The 15536-nt window shown below is 61.0% G+C and carries 16 protein-coding genes; 7 read left to right on the top strand and 9 right to left on the bottom strand.

The features are described 5' to 3' along the window. Positions 1-90: 90 nt before the first annotated feature. The 5 genes from VVD49_RS00940 to VVD49_RS00920 all read right to left on the bottom strand — a co-directional run bounded on the left by VVD49_RS00940 (position 91) and on the right by VVD49_RS00920 (position 4142). A complete protein-coding gene (locus VVD49_RS00940) occupies positions 91-2304 on the bottom strand; it encodes a methyl-accepting chemotaxis protein (RefSeq protein WP_327597243.1) in 2214 nt (737 codons plus the stop codon). A 136-nt stretch (positions 2305-2440) separates the two neighbouring features. Then, on the bottom strand, positions 2441-2965 hold the full coding sequence (locus tag VVD49_RS00935; RefSeq protein WP_327597242.1) for a chemotaxis protein CheW: 525 nt from the start codon (positions 2963-2965) through the stop codon (positions 2441-2443). A gap of 44 nt (positions 2966-3009) precedes the next feature. Continuing rightward, positions 3010-3375, bottom strand: a complete 366-nt coding sequence (locus tag VVD49_RS00930) for a response regulator transcription factor (protein ID WP_327597241.1) — start codon at positions 3373-3375, stop codon at positions 3010-3012. A gap of 29 nt (positions 3376-3404) precedes the next feature. Then, positions 3405-3770 carry a twitching motility response regulator PilG gene (gene pilG, locus VVD49_RS00925; RefSeq protein WP_327598927.1) on the bottom strand — a complete coding sequence of 122 codons (366 nt, stop codon included), beginning with the start codon at positions 3768-3770 and terminating at the stop codon, positions 3405-3407. A 219-nt stretch (positions 3771-3989) separates the two neighbouring features. Further along, the gene (locus VVD49_RS00920) at positions 3990-4142 is read right to left on the bottom strand and encodes a rubredoxin (protein ID WP_416384888.1); all 153 of its coding nucleotides are present in this window, start codon (positions 4140-4142) and stop codon (positions 3990-3992) included. A gap of 197 nt (positions 4143-4339) precedes the next feature. Here VVD49_RS00920 and thiD point away from each other — a divergent pair, with 197 nt between their 5' ends. From thiD to hemL, 3 genes are all read left to right on the top strand, one after another. Next, complete coding sequence (thiD, locus tag VVD49_RS00915) at positions 4340-5167, top strand: bifunctional hydroxymethylpyrimidine kinase/phosphomethylpyrimidine kinase (RefSeq protein ID WP_327597239.1); 828 nt, start codon at positions 4340-4342, stop codon at positions 5165-5167. A gap of 12 nt (positions 5168-5179) precedes the next feature. After that, entirely contained in the window at positions 5180-5803 is a 624-nt protein-coding gene (gene thiE / locus VVD49_RS00910; RefSeq protein ID WP_327597238.1) for a thiamine phosphate synthase, read from the top strand. A gap of 104 nt (positions 5804-5907) precedes the next feature. After that, positions 5908-7188: a glutamate-1-semialdehyde 2,1-aminomutase gene (gene hemL / locus VVD49_RS00905; RefSeq protein WP_327597237.1), complete on the top strand. Its 1281-nt coding sequence runs from the start codon at positions 5908-5910 to the stop codon at positions 7186-7188. 84 nt (positions 7189-7272) lie between these two features. On the opposite strand, the gene VVD49_RS00900 is transcribed toward hemL, so the two are convergent. The 4 genes from VVD49_RS00900 to mtgA form a co-directional block, all read right to left on the bottom strand. Next, positions 7273-8460: an SdiA-regulated domain-containing protein gene (locus tag VVD49_RS00900; RefSeq protein WP_327597236.1), complete on the bottom strand. Its 1188-nt coding sequence runs from the start codon at positions 8458-8460 to the stop codon at positions 7273-7275. A 163-nt stretch (positions 8461-8623) separates the two neighbouring features. Then, positions 8624-10078, bottom strand: coding sequence for a magnesium transporter (gene mgtE / locus VVD49_RS00895; RefSeq protein WP_327597235.1), 1455 nt, complete (start codon positions 10076-10078; stop codon positions 8624-8626). 147 nt (positions 10079-10225) lie between these two features. After that, positions 10226-10666 carry a DUF4019 domain-containing protein gene (locus tag VVD49_RS00890; protein ID WP_327597234.1) on the bottom strand — a complete coding sequence of 147 codons (441 nt, stop codon included), beginning with the start codon at positions 10664-10666 and terminating at the stop codon, positions 10226-10228. A 38-nt stretch (positions 10667-10704) separates the two neighbouring features. After that, positions 10705-11397 carry a monofunctional biosynthetic peptidoglycan transglycosylase gene (gene mtgA / locus VVD49_RS00885; protein ID WP_327597233.1) on the bottom strand — a complete coding sequence of 231 codons (693 nt, stop codon included), beginning with the start codon at positions 11395-11397 and terminating at the stop codon, positions 10705-10707. A gap of 263 nt (positions 11398-11660) precedes the next feature. Between mtgA and VVD49_RS00880 the strand changes: the two genes are divergently transcribed. From VVD49_RS00880 to VVD49_RS00865, 4 genes are read left to right on the top strand one after another with little or no spacing between them, the layout of a single operon-like run. Next, positions 11661-12686, top strand: coding sequence for a lipase family alpha/beta hydrolase (locus VVD49_RS00880; RefSeq protein WP_327597232.1), 1026 nt, complete (start codon positions 11661-11663; stop codon positions 12684-12686). 22 nt (positions 12687-12708) lie between these two features. Next, positions 12709-13572, top strand: a complete 864-nt coding sequence (locus VVD49_RS00875; protein WP_327597231.1) for an acetoacetate decarboxylase family protein — start codon at positions 12709-12711, stop codon at positions 13570-13572. 17 nt (positions 13573-13589) lie between these two features. Next, positions 13590-13982 (top strand): hypothetical protein, encoded by a 393-nt coding sequence (locus VVD49_RS00870; RefSeq protein ID WP_327597230.1) that lies wholly within the window; start codon positions 13590-13592, stop codon positions 13980-13982. Further along, the gene (locus VVD49_RS00865) at positions 13979-15517 is read left to right on the top strand and encodes a patatin-like phospholipase family protein (protein WP_327597229.1); all 1539 of its coding nucleotides are present in this window, start codon (positions 13979-13981) and stop codon (positions 15515-15517) included. The genes VVD49_RS00870 and VVD49_RS00865 overlap by 4 nt, the downstream gene beginning before the upstream one ends. The last annotated feature ends 19 nt before the right edge of the window (positions 15518-15536 follow it).

The following is a 15536-nucleotide window of genomic DNA, read 5'->3' as shown; positions in this document are numbered from 1 at the left end:
CGGGCGATCCAGTCATGCAGGAAGCCGCTGGTGCAAACTGTCTGCGGCTTCTCGTTATTCTTTGGCTCGGGTGTTCGCTGGTTCAGCAGATCAGACCTTGAAGCCGGAAACGGAACCCTTGAGTTCCACGGCAAGGTCGGCAAGCTGACCAATCGACAACGCGGACTGTTGCGTGCCACGGGTGGTCTGTTCGGTAATGGCGAGAATTTCGCGCATGGACTCGGACACGTCCGTAGCGACCGAAGCCTGTTTCTGCGTGTCGGACGAAATGCGTTCAACCAGCGTCGCCATTTCCACCGACACGTCGCCGATTTCGTTCAGCGCCTGACCTGCAGCGTCGGAGAGTTTCGCCCCTTCAACCACACCCCGCGTCGAGTTTTCCATAGCGGCCACGGCGTCTTGCGTGTCGGTCTGAATCGTCTTCACAATCGCGGCGATCTGCTTCGTAGCTTCGGCGGAGCGTTCAGCGAGTCGCTGAACTTCTTCCGCAACCACCGTAAAGCCGCGGCCTGCTTCACCTGCGGTCGCCGCCTGAATGGCGGCGTTCAGTGCCAGCACGTTCGTCTGCTCGGTAATGTCAGAAATCAGTTCCACGATTTCACCGATTTCCTGCGAGCTTTCGCCGAGGCGCTTGATACGTTTCGAGGTTTCCTGGATCTGCTCGCGAATTTCATTCATGCCGGAGATCGAATCCTGCACGGCCGTCGTACCCTTGCGTGCAGCTTCCAGTGAGCGACGTGCAACCTGTGCGGTCTGCAGCGCGCTGCTCGATACCGCGGAGATCTGACGCGCCATGTCCTGAATCTGCGAGCCGGCTTGCTGGATGTTGCGCGACTGGCGCTCGGAAGCGTCGAGCAGTTCGCCCGACATGCGCTGCGCAGACTCCGTTGCTTGCGTCACGCGATTCGCCGCGTCATTGATGCGTCGGACCAGAACCGAGAGTTCTTCAATCGTGTAGTTAACCGAGTCGGCAATGGCGCCCGTCACGTCTTCCGTCACCGTCGCGCGGATCGTCAAGTCACCGTCAGCGAGGTCGCCCATTTCATTCATCAGGCGCAAGATGGCCTGCTGCGTATTGTTCCGGTCGCCTTCAGCAGCAGCCCGCAGCGCTTCAGCTTCATCCCGACGTGTCGAGATGTCATCGCCATACACGAAGACCATGTAGGCCAGAACCAGCACAGCCAGTACGGCGAACAAGATGATGAGGATGGTCAGTACGTTCCAGCCTGTGTAGGCATTGCGATAGCCTTCAGCCAGGGTGTTCGTGCTTTCCAGCAGCGGGATGGAGTCCTTGAAAATCTGCAGACCGGCGCGCTTGGCTTGCACCAGCGGTTGCACGTTGGCCAGGATACCGCCGACGGCCAGCAGGTGACGCGTTGCGAACTTGCGCAGGCCAGCCAGCTTTTCCTGCATTTCGGCGTTGGCACTCATGCCACCCAGATCGTCGAGCAACTGGCTCAGCGTATTCGAGTCCTTGCCCAGCAGGAACACGATTTCCGGATCGACCGATTCGGAGGCGAGCAGCGCATTGGCATTCTTTGCCATGCGCTGCGTCAGCATCACGACCTGGTTCGATGTTGCGATTTCAGCAGAGGGGGCGTTGAGTTGCAGCTTGAGTGCAGCCACTTGCTGTGCGTAGTCGAGCAACTCCGCGTTATTCACGTTGATCGAATCGACCGCAGTACCCAGACGCGTGATGTTGAGTTGCTGACCCGTGAGCTGTTCAGCGTTCTTACTCATCCGCTCCCAAAGCGTCGTGAGATCTTCCAGTTGCTTGCTGACCGAGTTCGGGCTCGCCGGAATCTTCACGCCGTCGATCTCGCCGCCTTCCGTGACCGCTTTCAGCAGCTCGGCCATGCGTTCGCGCGATTCCTTCAATTCCGTAAAACCTGCGCCGCCGCGGCTCAGGCCGGACTGGTTGGAGCGGCCCTCACGTGCGCCGCCCGTCACGGTGATCTGTGCGGCCTTCGCGATAACCTGTGACTGCGTACCCATCTGGGTGGCCGCGGACACGAACGCGGTGCCTTGCGAGCCGGCGCGAATCTGGAAGATCGTCAGGATAACGGCGGTGGCGGCCAGCACCCCGAACACGATACCGAGACCCCGCAGCTGGTCACCCACCGCCCGGCCACCAAGGAATTTCGGCAATTTGCCTTTCAGACCGGCGAGCAGTGGTGCTGGCGCTGGCGCGCCATCCAGTTGCGCAGCGTTGTCCATGACCGTGCTGTCCGCGCCCTCAGCGATCTCGGTACTGGACTTCGCGCGGGGCTTGGGCTTGAAACGATCAAGAAATTTGAGTGCCATGCGTATGCTCCGGTGGTGCAGTCTGATCTGAATTGTTGTCAGCTTGGCTTTCTGGCGCTATGGCCAGAGGCGGCTACCTTTAAGCGGCTACTTGATGCTTGAAACGCTTTGTATCGTCGCGCCTCACGTGCTGTCGTTACACATGCGTCTCGAGGGTCGCATCGAGAAAGTGTGCGTCAGCCAGCAAAGGGCGTACGGTCAGCTTGCGCCACAGGCGATCCTGCGAGTCGCGTACTGCACCGCCCACCCAGGGGCGTGGATCCACGATGCTGTCATCGGCATCGAAGTCTTCGGGGTTGCGCAAACCCAGCGCACGGCTGACCAGCAAGGCCGTGTTCATGCCCTGGCGAGTGCCGACCAGCAAGATGCGCGCATCGCTCGTAAGCTGCGTCGGCGATTCCCCACAGAACGCCGCGAAATCCACCACGCTGTACAGATTGCCGCGCACATTGGCCAGACCGCGAAACCAGTTTCGCGTGAGTGGCACTGGCGTGAGCGATGGCGCTGCAATGATTTCCCCCGCTTCCGACAGGTCCAGCAGCCAGTTTTCCGGCCCGGCATTCACTGCCAGCAAAGCGGCGCGACGTCCCGTCAGCTTCACCTCTGCCAGACGGCGCGTGAGGTCCTGCTGGAATTCTCTCAGGCTCTGTCTTTTTGCCATGTATGTGCCGTGCCCCCGTCAGTGCGCCAGGATCTGAGAGTCGATCAGCCAATGGCTGCGATTTTTTTCATGAGCTCTTCGTGGTCGAGGGGCTTGGTCATGTAGTCGAAAGCGCCCTGACGCATGCCCCAGATCTTGTCCGTCTCCTGGTCCTTGCTCGTTGTCATGATGACCGGGATGTGGCGTGTGCTTTCTTCGCGCGAGATCGTGCGCGTCGCCTGGTAGCCATTGATGCCGGGCATGACAACATCCATCAGGATCAGGTCAGGCAGTTCTGCCTTGGCCTTCACCACGCCGTCTTCGCCATTCTCGGCGGTGACGACCGTGAAGCCACTCTTGGTAAGGAATTCGGTCAGCGCGAAACGCTCGGTAGGAGAGTCATCGACAACCAGTATTTTCTTGATGGGCATGATGGGCTCCTTGAAACTGTGTTTTCCGGTTACTTGCCGATGCGTGCGGCGGTGTGCGCGAGAACGGCCTTGAGCAGACTGTCCTTGGTGAACGGCTTGGTCAGGTATTCGTCCGAGCCAACCATGCGGCCGCGCGCGCGGTCAAACAGGCCGTCCTTGGAGGACAGCATGATGACGGGCGTGCCCGCATAGCGTGGGTTCTTCTTGATGAGTGCACAGGTCTGGTAGCCATCCAGACGCGGCATCATGATGTCGACAAAGATCAGGTCGGGGTGATGGTCGGAGATTTTCGACAGGGCATCGAAACCGTCTTCTGCCAGCAACACCTGATAACCGGCCTGGGCCAGAAATATTTCGGCGCTGCGACGAATCGTGTTGCTGTCGTCGATGACCATCACTTTGACGCCGGTGACGTCAGGTCCTTCTGCCAACGTGATACTCCTCTTGTTTGATCCGCCAGACCACGAAATGCCTATTACGACAGCATCAATCTGGAGGGTTCGATTCCCTTTGAGGTTACCCGGTGTCGTTCCTCTATAGAGCGTTTAACCGGATCATATGTGGCTTGTGCCGTGCATTTTGCCGCAATGTAAGTTCTTTTGTTGGCACGTCCGTCAGATTTCCATCATCTCGAAATCGTCTTTACGTGCGCCACATTCGGGGCATGTCCAGTTCGGAGGAACAGCCTCCCAGCGTGTGCCGGGGACGATGCCTTCTGCGGGACTGCCCGCTTCTTCATCGTAAATCCAGCCGCAAATCAGGCACATCCAAGTCTTGAAAGGGAGATCGCTATCAGCCATGACTACTGTATTCAGTTAAAATCCGAGCGATCTTAGCGCATTTTCAAAATTGTGCTGTGCCTGCAAAACATCGGCATTTACCCCGTGATTCTTGAGCGACTTGTTGATCGGGACCGTGTTCGATGTATCGACCCCTCATCGTTTTTCTTTCGCGGTAGCCTGCCATGACTCTTGGCGAACGCCCTGTCACCCCTCCCGTTGTCCTGACTTTCGCGGCCTCTGACCCGACCGGTGGTGCCGGTCTGCAGGCGGACATCCTGACGATTGCAGCGCTTGGGGCACATCCCCTGTCGGTGTTGACCGGCCTGACCGTGCAGGACACGCGTGGTGTCGAAGGCACGCAAGCGGTGGACGACGACTGGATCGTTGACCAGGCGCGCGTGCTGCTGGAGGACATCAGCGTGCAGGCCTTCAAGATCGGCGTGCTGTGCAGCGTCGAGAACGTCGCGGCCGTTGCCGAGGTGCTGGCCGACTACCCTGATATTCCGGTTGTCTTTGATCCGGTGATCGCTTCGGGGCGTGGTGACCCGTTGGCGGACGAGGAGATGCTGGCTGCGATGAGCGAGTTGTTGTTGCCGCTGACCACGGTGCTGACGCCGAACAGTATCGAAGCGCGCCGCCTGACGCAGGAGGAAGACGATGGCGAAGACGTCGAAGACCTCGCGCTCGCCGATTGCGCCAATTTCCTGATCGAGCTGGGCGCCAAGCATGTGCTGGTGACGGGTACGCACGAGCAGGCGCCGCAGGTTGTGAATACCTTGTACGGACCCGGCGGGATGCTGAGTACCGATGCCTGGGAGCGCCTGCCGGGCAGCTTCCACGGCTCGGGCTGCACCCTGGCATCGGCGATCGCCGTGATGCTGGCGCGTGGCATGGACGTGCGCGAAGCAGTGCAGGCGGCCCAGCGCTACACGTGGAATACATTGGCACATGCCATCAATCCGGGGATGGGGCAGGCCATTCCCGATCGCTTCTTTGCCCATCGTTCCTGATCTGCCTCATATATGAATGCGCCAATCAAACGCGGGCTGTATCTGGTGACGCCGGACTGGGACGACACGCCCAGGCTGATTGCGGCGACGCGTGCTGCAGTGCAAGCGGGTGCCGTCTGCGTGCAGTACCGTCACAAGGGCGGCACGACGTCACAGCGCATGGAGCAGGCGCTCGCACTGTCCGTGCTGCTGAAGCAACAAGGCGTGACTTTCATCGTCAATGACGACGCTGCGCTGGCGGCTGCGGTGGCTGCCGATGGTGTGCACGTCGGGCGCGATGACGGCAATGTGGCGGCCCTGCGCAGCAAATATGGCAGCAAGCTCATCATCGGCGTGTCCTGCTACAACGATTTTGCGCTGGCGCAAAAGGCTGTTGCGGAAGGGGCGAGCTACATTGCATTCGGTGCCATGTTCGCATCGCCGACCAAACCTCAGGCGGTCGCTGCACCGATTGAGCTGGTGTCACGGGCCAAAGCCGAGCTGGAAGTGCCGGTGGCCTGCATCGGCGGCATTACGGCGGACAATGCCTTGCCCCTGGTCGAAGCGGGCGCTGACTGGCTCGCGGTGATCACGGATGTCTATGGTGCCGAAGATCCGGGGGCGCGGGCAGCGCAGCTGGCGGCTCTGTACGCCTAGTTTCCTGGCGAGCGTCATTGGCGCTCGCCTTCTCTCGGCCCTGACGGGCCATCCTCCCGCCGCAAGCGGGGAGGCAACAGCAACCCTTGTTACTGCTCGAACCTATGTCTCGTAACGAAGAACTCTTTGCCCGCGCGCAGCGCAGCATTCCCGGTGGCGTGAATTCGCCTGTGCGTGCTTTCCGCTCGGTGGGGGGCACGCCACGCTTCCTGTCGCGTGCGCAAGGCGCCTATGTCTGGGATGCTGATGGCAAGCGCTACACGGACTATGTCGGCTCCTGGGGGCCGGCGATTCTCGGTCACGCCCATCCGTCCGTCGTCGAGGCCGTGCAGCGTGCGGCGGTCGATGGCTTGTCTTTCGGCGCGCCGACCGAGCGCGAGATCGAGATGGCCGAGCAGCTGATCGGATTGCTGCCGAGTATGGAGATGGTCCGCCTTGTCTCGTCCGGTACCGAGGCGACGATGAGCGCGATCCGTCTGGCGCGTGGCTTTACCGGCCGCGATGCCATCGTCAAATTCGAGGGCTGCTACCACGGCCATGCCGACAGCCTGTTGGTGAAGGCCGGTTCGGGGCTGCTGACTTTCGGCAACCCGTCGTCGGGCGGCGTGCCAGCGGACTTCGCCAAGCACACCATCGTGCTGGACTACAACAATCTCGTGCAGCTCGAAGAGGTGTTTGCTGCGCGTGGCAAGGAGATCGCTGCGGTGATCATCGAACCCGTTGCCGGCAATATGAATCTGGTGCGTCCTTCGCAGGCCTATATGGAGGGCTTGCGTGCGTTGTGCACGAAGCATGGTGCGGTGCTGATCTTCGACGAAGTGATGACGGGCTTCCGCGTCGGGCTCAAGGGTGTGCAGGGCCTCTACAACATCACGCCTGACCTCACGACGCTGGGCAAGATCATCGGCGGCGGCATGCCAGTCGGTGCGTTCGGTGGTCGTCGCGACATCATGCAGTGCATCGCACCGCTGGGCTCCGTGTATCAGGCCGGTACCTTGTCGGGTAGTCCGGTGGCCGTGGCTGCCGGGCTCGAAACATTGCGCCTGATCCAGCAGCCGGGTTTCTATGAAGACCTCTCGGCGCGCACCCAGGGCTTTGCCGATGGCATCGCCGCAGCCGCGCGCAAGCATGGCGTTGCGTTCAGTGCGCAAGCGGTCGGCGCCATGTTCGGGCTCTACTTCAGCGCCACGCCGCCAGCGAGCTTCGCGGATGTGATGAGCAGCGACCGCGAGCGCTTCAACCGTTTCTTCCATCTGATGCTGGATGCGGGGCACTTCCTGGCGCCTTCCGCGTTCGAGGCAGGTTTTGTGTCTGCGGCGCACAGTGCAGAGGACATTGCGGCAAGCATTGCGGCGGCGGATGCGGCATTCGGGCAGCTGGCTTGATGCATCACTAGCTCAAAGCTGGAGCGTGCAAAGTGAAAAGGCCACACCGGTCGCCCGGTGTGGCCTTTTTTCATACGGATACGCTTACTTGAGCGTCAGCACATACAGCTTCGGCGTTTGTGCAATCAGGTAGATCACGCCGTTCTTGTCGACCGTCACACCTTCGATGTCGGTGCTGATCGACTTGAGGTCGAACTTGCTGACCACGGTGCCGGTGCGTGTGACTTCGAGCAGCATGGACGATTCCTGGCTGACGATCAGCAGATTGCTTTTTGCTGCCGTCGTCAGCGACGCCACGCTGGAGAGCACCTGCACGTCCGAAATGTCATCGGTCTTCAGCACGGCCGGATCGAACAGGCTGGAGGTCGTGATGGTCTTGAGCGACCAGTCGATCTTCAAGCCATAGACAGCCTGCGGATCCTTCTCCTTTACCGCCACGTAGTTTTCCGTGAGGCGGTCGTAGGAGATGCCCTCGATGCCGATATTGTCGACCGTCGAACCGATCGAGACGGAGGGAAGGCTGCTGCGGGTTGCCGTGCCGCCGGCCGCGTAGGTCAGCACATAGGCATCCTGCAGGCGCTCTTCGGTGACGACGAACTTGCCGTTGCCGATGTAGGCGATGCCTTCCGTGTCGGCGAAGCCGGACAGCGTCATGCTATCGATCTGCACGCCGGTCTTGCTCACTTGCACGATGGCCTTGCCCTCGTCGCCGATCACGAACAGCGTATCCGTATCCCAGTTCCAACTCGCGCCAGAGGCTTCGGCAGCCTTGCTGGGCAGGCTATACGTACCGGATAGCTTGTACTTCGTCAGATCCAGGCTGGCACCTGCCACGCTCGACGCTGCGCTGGAGGCGCTACTGGAGGCCACGCTGGAAGAGCTTTGCGAAGAAGAGACCGACGAGGCGCTGCTCTTGCTGGATGAGCTGGAGGAGGCGACCGATGACGCAGAAGAGCTGGAGCTGCTGGTGGTGGTTGCGGCGTAAGAGCACCACACGGAATTGCTCGGGGCGCTCGGGAAGTTGGCGAGTGTGCAGGCGACGCTGCTGGTGAACGTGCCGTAGCCGAAGACGCCGGACTTGCCCATGGCGACCTGGCGGGTTCCGCTGAAGCTGCAGGTGCCGCCGGTCTGTACGCATTTGGTGTAGCCGGACGGTGCGTCAGCGGCTGCCATCGCATTGCCCATGAAAACGAGCGAGGCGACGGTACAGGCAATCATGTTGCGAAGCGAGGACGCGGCGGAAGTTCCGCCGAAGCTGGATGTGTGGTGCATCTGTATCTCCGTTTATTGTTGTTGTGCATGCTGACTGATATTTGTTTCAGCCATAAGAACGCTTGTGCCTGAAGTGGAACGTGCGTTCAGAGCGCATCGAGGCGCGGACGGATCGTCGCACAATCGGAGGGAACAGTATTCCGCGCTGCAGCGCGCAGGCGCGCTACATCAGCAGATGCGAGGCGAGGCCAAGGAAGATGAAGAAGCCACCGGAGTCGGTGCAGGCGGTGATCATGACCGATGAGCCGAGCGCGGGGTCGCGGCCAAGGCGCATCAACACCATCGGGATGCAGACGCCCATCAATGCGGCGAGCAGCAGGTTGAGGGTCATCGCCAATGTCATGACAAGGCCGAGCGACATGTTGTGGTACAGCGCTGCCGCGAGGATGCCCAGCAGCCCGCCCCATGCCAGGCCGTTGAGCAAGGCCACGCTCAGCTCCTTGCGCAGCAGGCGCTTGAACATATCGTCCTGCACCTGTCCCATGGCAATGGCGCGCACGATCATGGTGATCGTCTGGTTGCCCGAGTTACCACCGATGCCCGCCACAATCGGCATCAGCGCAGCCAGTGCGACGAGCCGCTCGATGGATCCTTCGAAGGCGCCGATCACGCGTGACGCGATGAAGGCCGTGACGAGATTCACCGCCAGCCAGGACCAGCGGTTCTTCACCGAATCCCACACGGAAGCAAAAATGTCTTCCTCTTCCTTCAGGCCGGCCTGGCTGAGCAACTCGCTTTCGGACTGCTCGCGGATGAAGTCGACCACCGTTGCGACGGTGAGCCGGCCGATCAAGCGTCTATCCCGATTGGCCACGGGCGCCGACACGAGGTCATAGCGCTCGAAGGCCTTGGCGGCATCGTCGGCCTTGTCGCCTGGATGCAGGCACAGCATGTCGGTGAGCATCAGATCGCCGACCAGGCTTTCCGGATCGTTGATGAGCATGCGGTGTAGTGGCAATACACCGAGCAGGCGCTCTTCGCGGTCTATGACAAACAATTGGTCGGTATGGTCGGGCAGTTCGTCGAAGCGGCGCAGGTAGCGCATGACGACTTCCAGCGTCACGTCCTCGCGCACCGACACCATCTCGAAGTCCATCAGTGAGCCGACAGCATCCTCTTCGTAGGACATGGCCGCGCGCAGCTGCTCGCGCTCCTCGGCATCGAGGCCGAGATAGACATCGTCCATGACCTGCTTGGGCAGGTCGGGGGCGAGGTCGGCGAGCTCGTCGGCGTCGAGCTGCTCGGCGGCAGCGACCAGCTCCTCCGGCTCCATCGACTCGATGAGCGACTCGCGCACCGCATCGGAGACTTCCAGCAGCACCTCGCCGTCGTTGATCTGCGAGTCGTCACCGCGGATCAGCTCCCAGACGAAGAGACGGTCTTCGAGGGGCAGGGCTTCGAGAATGAAGGCGATGTCGGCCGGGTGCAGCGTCGACAGCTTGCCGGTGAGGCGCGCGACGTTCTGCTTGTGTACGAGGCTCTCGACCAGTTCGTGGTTCTTCATCTCCTGCCGATGGACAACTTCCTCCTCCAGCTTCTGACGGGCGAGCAGAGCCTGCACCTCGCGCAAGGTGTGCTGCATGTCGTCGTGATGGAGCTGTTCGGGTGTGCTGGCCATGGCAGGGCTGCTGAGGAGAATGCCGATGGAAAGAGCGGCCGAGTTTAACCCAGCCACGCCCCGGGAGATGCGTAGAAAGGCCTGCCGTCAGGTGGAAAGTTGTGAAAACAGCTTTCGCGAAACCGCAGCCGCGCAGCCGCGACCCGCCTAGTCGAGCTGCCTGGCCTTGATCTTGTAACCAGCGAGGGAATTCCAGCCGTCCTTCATGCGGATGAGGAACTCTTCCTCCGCTTCGCCAGCTGCGTAGCGTGACTTGTAGGTCAGGGTGACCAGCACGCTGCCGCTATCCTCGACGGCTTTCCAGCTCTGGCGCTCGGTGCCCTGCACCGGGCCCATCTTGGCGCGCACCTTCTCCAGCCGCGCCACGAAGTCCTGCTGCGATTCATGCTGCTTCAATTCCGGTGCGGCAGTGCTGTAGATCTCTGCCACGTTGCCGCCATTGAGCGCCATGTGGAACAGGGGGACCGGTTGCTCGGCCACATCGGGATTGATCTCCACGGGCTTGGCGCAGGCCAGCAGCGTGATGCAGGTCAGCCCTGCCACGATGAGAGCGTGCAGCGGCGAGCGGGTCCTGGTGCTTGTTTTCATGTTTGTCTCTCTGTTCTTGTTGTGTGAGGTGCCGTGCATCAAGGTACTTCCGCGTAGGCCATGCGCCCCTGCACGCGTGCCGAGTGCGTCACCAGCCTCGGCGGATAGGTCTTCTCGAACTTGCGCGGGTTGGGCAGCATCACTGCAATGTGAGCGGCCTGAGCGGCATTCAGCTGTGCGGCGGAGATATTGTAGTAGCGGCGGGCTGCAGCCTCGGCACCGAAGATGCCATTGCCCCATTCGACGACGTTCAGATACACCTCGAGGATGCGGCGTTTGTCCCACAGCAATTCGATCATCACCGTGATGATGGCTTCCTGCGCCTTGCGCACATAACTTCGCGAGGGTGACAGGAACAGGTTCTTGGCCAGCTGCTGGCTGATGGTGGAGCCCCCGGCAACCGACTTGCCCTTCTTCTGGTTCTTCTCCAGCGCTTTCTGCATGCCCTCCCAGTCGAAGCCCTCGTGGTCGACGAACTTGTCGTCTTCCGCGGCGACGACCGCGCGCTTGAGCTGCACCGAGATGCGCTGGTAGGGCACCCAAGTGTATTGCAGCTTCGCCTCGGGGTTCTTTTCGCGCAGCTCGCTCAGGCGCAGCGACATGAAGCTCGTCGACGAAGGGTTCACCCATTTCCACCACAACACATTGCCGAACAGCCACAGCTGGTAAGCCAGCAGGAGCAGGACGACGGTGATCAATACATGCTTGAGGAGGCGGCCAACAGATTTCATGGGGGGATTGCCGGAACGGGATTGCGAGCGGATTGCTGTCGGCGCAGAGGATTGCAGAGGCGGCTTATGGACGCAAGCGCGGCTGGCGAGCCCGCCTTTCCGGCGGATACACCCTTGAGGGCGATTCGCCTTGCGGACCCAGCGATTGCGCTATTCTGCAGCAATCGGCCCTTGCGTACCGGGCCGCCGCGGCCCGGCCCGCGTGGCCCTCGCCGCATTGATCGCAGCACACACTTGCAGCACATCTTGCCCAGGAGTTTGCTTTGCCAGTCAGCGAGGTCGTCCCATTTACTGCTGCCGATGGTTTCCAGTGCAACCTGATCCATGTCACTGGCGATCGGGCGCCCAGCAAGGGGCCTGTACTGCTCGTGCATGGTGCCGGCGTGCGCGCCAACATCTTCCAGCCGCGTACGGAAACCACCCTCGTCGATTACCTGCTTGCCAACGGCTATGACGTCTGGCTGGAGAACTGGCGCGCCAGCATCGAGTTCTCGCCCAACCGCTGGACGCTCGATCAGGCAGCCGCCTATGACCATCCCGCCGCTGTGCAGAAGCTTGTTGAGCAGACCGGTGCAGCGGAAGTGAAGGCCGTAATCCACTGCCAGGGCTCGACGAGTTTCATGATGAGCGCCGTCGCCGGCCTCGTGCCGCAGGTCACCACCATCGTCAGCAACGCCGTGGCACTGCATCCGGTGGTGCCCGCCATGTCGCGCCTCAAGCTGTCGCTGGCCACGCCTATCGTGGCGACCATGACCGACTACCTGAATCCGCAGTGGGGTCTCAAGGCCGAAGGCCTCGTGCCGAAACTGCTGGCCAGCACCGTGGCGCTCACGCATCACGAATGCGACAACCCCGTCTGCAAGTTTTCAAGCTTCACCTATGGCACGGGCTTTCCGGTGTTGTGGCGTCACGAGAATCTCAATGACGCCACGCATGAATGGCTCAAGCATGAGTTTGCCAGTGTGCCGCTGCGCTTCTTCAAGCAGATGAGCCGCAGTGTCAGCAAAGGCCAGCTCATCTCCGTCGAAGGCCTCGACCAGCTACCCGCAGAGTTCGCCGCGCAGCCACCGAAAACCTCCGCACGCTTCGCCTTCCTCGCGGGGGAGCAGAACATCTGCTTCCTGCCGGAGAGCCAGCAACGCACTTTCGATTTCTTCGAACAGCAACGCCGCCATTTTCACTCATTGCGCATCCTGCCCGACTACGGGCACCTCGATATCTTCATTGGCAAGAACGCGGCACGGGATGTGTTCCCCATCATCCTCGACGAACTGGATCGACCTCACTAGGACTCATCAGGAGCAATACGTCATGGGCAGGCCAAGAAGACTTGAAGAACAGGCTGGGCGTTTCGCACTCGTAGACGGCATTCCGTTCCAGCTGCCGGTCAGTTCGCACAAATCGCCGGCGCTGATGGCGGCCTTCAGCATCGATGCCGACAAGGCCGCTGCGCTGATGCCCGGTAACGAGATGCATCCTTTCCGCTTGTGGAACAGGGGGCTGCTGGTTATTACTGTCATCGATTACATTGAAACCAATATCGGCAAGTACATTGAGTACAGCGTTGCCATCGCCTGCACGCACGGCAAGAAACCCGCGCCGCGTCTCCTGCCCGCGATCTTCATGAAGACCTTCGGCACAGGGCAGTACGTGGTCGACCTGCCGGTGAGCACCGAGATATCGGTGAAGGGCGGCAAGGGTATCTGGGGCATGCCCAAGCATCAGGCGAATCTGGATTTCGTCATCGGCGACGAATGGGTCAGCAGCCAGTACGACCTCGACGGACTGCTCGCCGTGCGTATCGATGTCGAGCGTCCGAAGAAGGCCTGGCTGCCGCTGAACGTAGGTGCCATCAACTACTGCGCCTTCCGCGGCATGTTGATGGCGTCATACATCTACTTCAAGGGCAAGCTCGGCTTCAAGCTCATGAAGAAGGGCTCGGCGCGCCTCACGATTGGTGACCACCCGCGCGTGCAGGCGCTCAAGACGCTCGACATCAGCCCGGAACCGTTGTTCTGTGGCTTCCTGCCGGAGACGGCAGGCGTGCTCGACGACCACTTCGAGGCCTGGTTTCTCAGCGAGAAGACTCCGCCAGCGCGCATGGAAGGGCTGGAGAGCGTAGCGAATCTCGAGAACAAGGAAGAGTGGCTGACGCCGCCCAATCGCAAGGATTGAACAGGGGATGACTGCGCATGGATAAGCTCAAGAACTACCTCGGCACGATCATCACGCTGATCGCCTTGCTGACCATCGTCAGTGGCGCTGTGCAGATGATCTGGCCGGGCTTCGTGCTGAAGATCATCGGCGGTTCCTTGGTGCTGGCCAATCAGCATTCTTTCGGCATCGTCGGCATGTTCATGATCCTGTTCGGCGCGCTGACGCTACACGGACTGATCACGCATTCGTCTCCCGCATTGCTTTGGGCAAGCATCCAGAAGCTCGGTGCTTTCATTGCTGTCGCCCTTGGCGTGCATGAGCAGCTGTTCTCCTCGCTGGCGATGGCCGTTGCGCTGTTCGATCTGCTGTCGTTTTTCCTGATGATCATCTTCTGGCGCAAGATGGTTAACGGCACGCTGGCATCATGAAACCTACCGTCGTTGCGCTGGCGGCGGATGCTGCTGAAACCACAAGACGCTCGCTGGTGCTGGCCGGCGGCGGCATGCGTGTGGCCTGGCAGGCCGGCGTCCTCAAAGCGCTCCATGAAGCAGGCCTGCGCTTTCATCATGGGGACGGCACTTCCGGCGGCACGATGAATCTTGGCATGTTGCTGTCGGGCCTCACGCCCGACGAGATGTGCGAGCGCTGGCGCACGCTCGATGTGAAGGACTTCGTGTCCTTCATGCCGATGCGCGAATACTTCAAGGCGCTCAACATGAAAGCCATGGGCGACGCCGATGGCATCGTCGAGAAGGTCTTTCCGCACCTCGGTATCGACCCGGCACGCATCCGCCTGGCCGAGGGCATGGCGGGCAGTTTCAATGTCTGCAACTTCACGCAGAAAACCAACGAGGCGATTCCACACATGGACATCGATCTGGACCTACTGGTCGCCGGTATCTCGCTGCCGATCTTCATGCCCGCCGTAAAGCGCGGCGACACCGAGTATCTGGATTCGGTGTGGATCAAGGATGCGAACCTCATCGAAGCGGTGAAGCGCGGTGCCGAGGAAGTGTGGCTGGTGTGGTGCATCGGCAATACGCCGACCTATCACGATGGCTCGTTCAACCAGTACGTGCACATGATCGAGCTGAGCGCGGCTGGCAAGCTCAACGAAGAGATGGCCTTGGTGAATGAGCTGAACGAACGCATCGCGCGCGGCGATTCGCCTTACGGCCAGAAGCAGCAGATCAGGCTGCACGTGGTCAAGCCAGAGAAACCGCTACCGCTCGATCCCGATTTCTATCTAGGCCGTATCGATTCCGCCACGCTGGTCGATCGCGGCTATGCAGATGCCATGCGCTACCTTCGTACCCGCAAGCCGGAAGGAATGCCACTCACGCCGGAGGCCACACAGATGCAGGACGCAGGAACAGGCATCGCGTTTCGCGAAACCATGGCCGGTTATTTCTCGCTCGGTGCGATTGATCCGAAGACAGGCGCGGCGCAGGGCAAGTCGGCCAATACGCAGCTGGCGCTGCACGCAAGTATCGACATCGAGGACATCGACGCCTTCGTCGCCGACCCGCAGCATCGCAGCGGGCTGAGCGGTCATGTCGACTTCGCGCCGCTCGGCACGAACATGCCGGCCTCGCACGGTGTGTTCGCCTTGTTCATGCCCGGCGATGAGCCGGGGCTGCGCTGGATGGTGTACGAACTCGGTTTCCAGCACGCGGGCAAGGACTACTACCTTGCCGGCAAGAAGGAAGTGCGCGTCGCTTCGCCGCTCGCGCTGTGGCCGGCGACGACGACCTTGTACACGAAGCTGCATGAAGGCCGCGACACGAGCGGACCTGTCGTCGGCGCCGGCGTGCTGAGTCTGGGTGTCAGTGCCTTGATGAGCTTGCTGTCGACCTTCCATGCCACCAACGCACCGACGATGGGCAAGAGCCTCGGTGCGACAGGCAGCTTTGCCGGCTTCTTCACGAAGTCGCTGGTCTCGACTTACATCATGCGGCGCTGATCGACATTTCCGGAAGGGC

It is taken from the genome of Uliginosibacterium silvisoli (assembly GCF_036017035.1).
Lineage (GTDB): Bacteria > Pseudomonadota > Gammaproteobacteria > Burkholderiales > Rhodocyclaceae > Viridibacterium > Viridibacterium silvisoli.
The sequence above is the reverse complement of the archived record's forward strand: the minus strand, read 5'-3'. Positions and strand labels throughout refer to the sequence as shown.

What these genes read in the sequence shown, in the direction of transcription:
- VVD49_RS00875 (WP_327597231.1), top strand. Translation starts at nt 12,709, where the DNA reads ATGGGCAGGCCAAGAAGACTTGAAGAACAGGCTGGGCGTTTCGCACTC.
- pilG (WP_327598927.1), bottom strand. Translation starts at nt 3,770, where the DNA reads ATGGTCATCGACGACAGCAACACGATTCGTCGCAGCGCCGAAATATTT.
- VVD49_RS00930 (WP_327597241.1), bottom strand. Translation starts at nt 3,375, where the DNA reads ATGCCCATCAAGAAAATACTGGTTGTCGATGACTCTCCTACCGAGCGT.
- VVD49_RS00920 (WP_416384888.1), bottom strand. Translation starts at nt 4,142, where the DNA reads ATGTGCCTGATTTGCGGCTGGATTTACGATGAAGAAGCGGGCAGTCCC.
- mtgA (WP_327597233.1), bottom strand. Translation starts at nt 11,397, where the DNA reads ATGAAATCTGTTGGCCGCCTCCTCAAGCATGTATTGATCACCGTCGTC.
- hemL (WP_327597237.1), top strand. Translation starts at nt 5,908, where the DNA reads ATGTCTCGTAACGAAGAACTCTTTGCCCGCGCGCAGCGCAGCATTCCC.
- thiD (WP_327597239.1), top strand. Translation starts at nt 4,340, where the DNA reads ATGACTCTTGGCGAACGCCCTGTCACCCCTCCCGTTGTCCTGACTTTC.
- VVD49_RS00940 (WP_327597243.1), bottom strand. Translation starts at nt 2,304, where the DNA reads ATGGCACTCAAATTTCTTGATCGTTTCAAGCCCAAGCCCCGCGCGAAG.
- VVD49_RS00865 (WP_327597229.1), top strand. Translation starts at nt 13,979, where the DNA reads ATGAAACCTACCGTCGTTGCGCTGGCGGCGGATGCTGCTGAAACCACA.
- thiE (WP_327597238.1), top strand. Translation starts at nt 5,180, where the DNA reads ATGAATGCGCCAATCAAACGCGGGCTGTATCTGGTGACGCCGGACTGG.
- VVD49_RS00870 (WP_327597230.1), top strand. Translation starts at nt 13,590, where the DNA reads ATGGATAAGCTCAAGAACTACCTCGGCACGATCATCACGCTGATCGCC.
- VVD49_RS00935 (WP_327597242.1), bottom strand. Translation starts at nt 2,965, where the DNA reads ATGGCAAAAAGACAGAGCCTGAGAGAATTCCAGCAGGACCTCACGCGC.
- mgtE (WP_327597235.1), bottom strand. Translation starts at nt 10,078, where the DNA reads ATGGCCAGCACACCCGAACAGCTCCATCACGACGACATGCAGCACACC.
- VVD49_RS00890 (WP_327597234.1), bottom strand. Translation starts at nt 10,666, where the DNA reads ATGAAAACAAGCACCAGGACCCGCTCGCCGCTGCACGCTCTCATCGTG.
- VVD49_RS00900 (WP_327597236.1), bottom strand. Translation starts at nt 8,460, where the DNA reads ATGCACCACACATCCAGCTTCGGCGGAACTTCCGCCGCGTCCTCGCTT.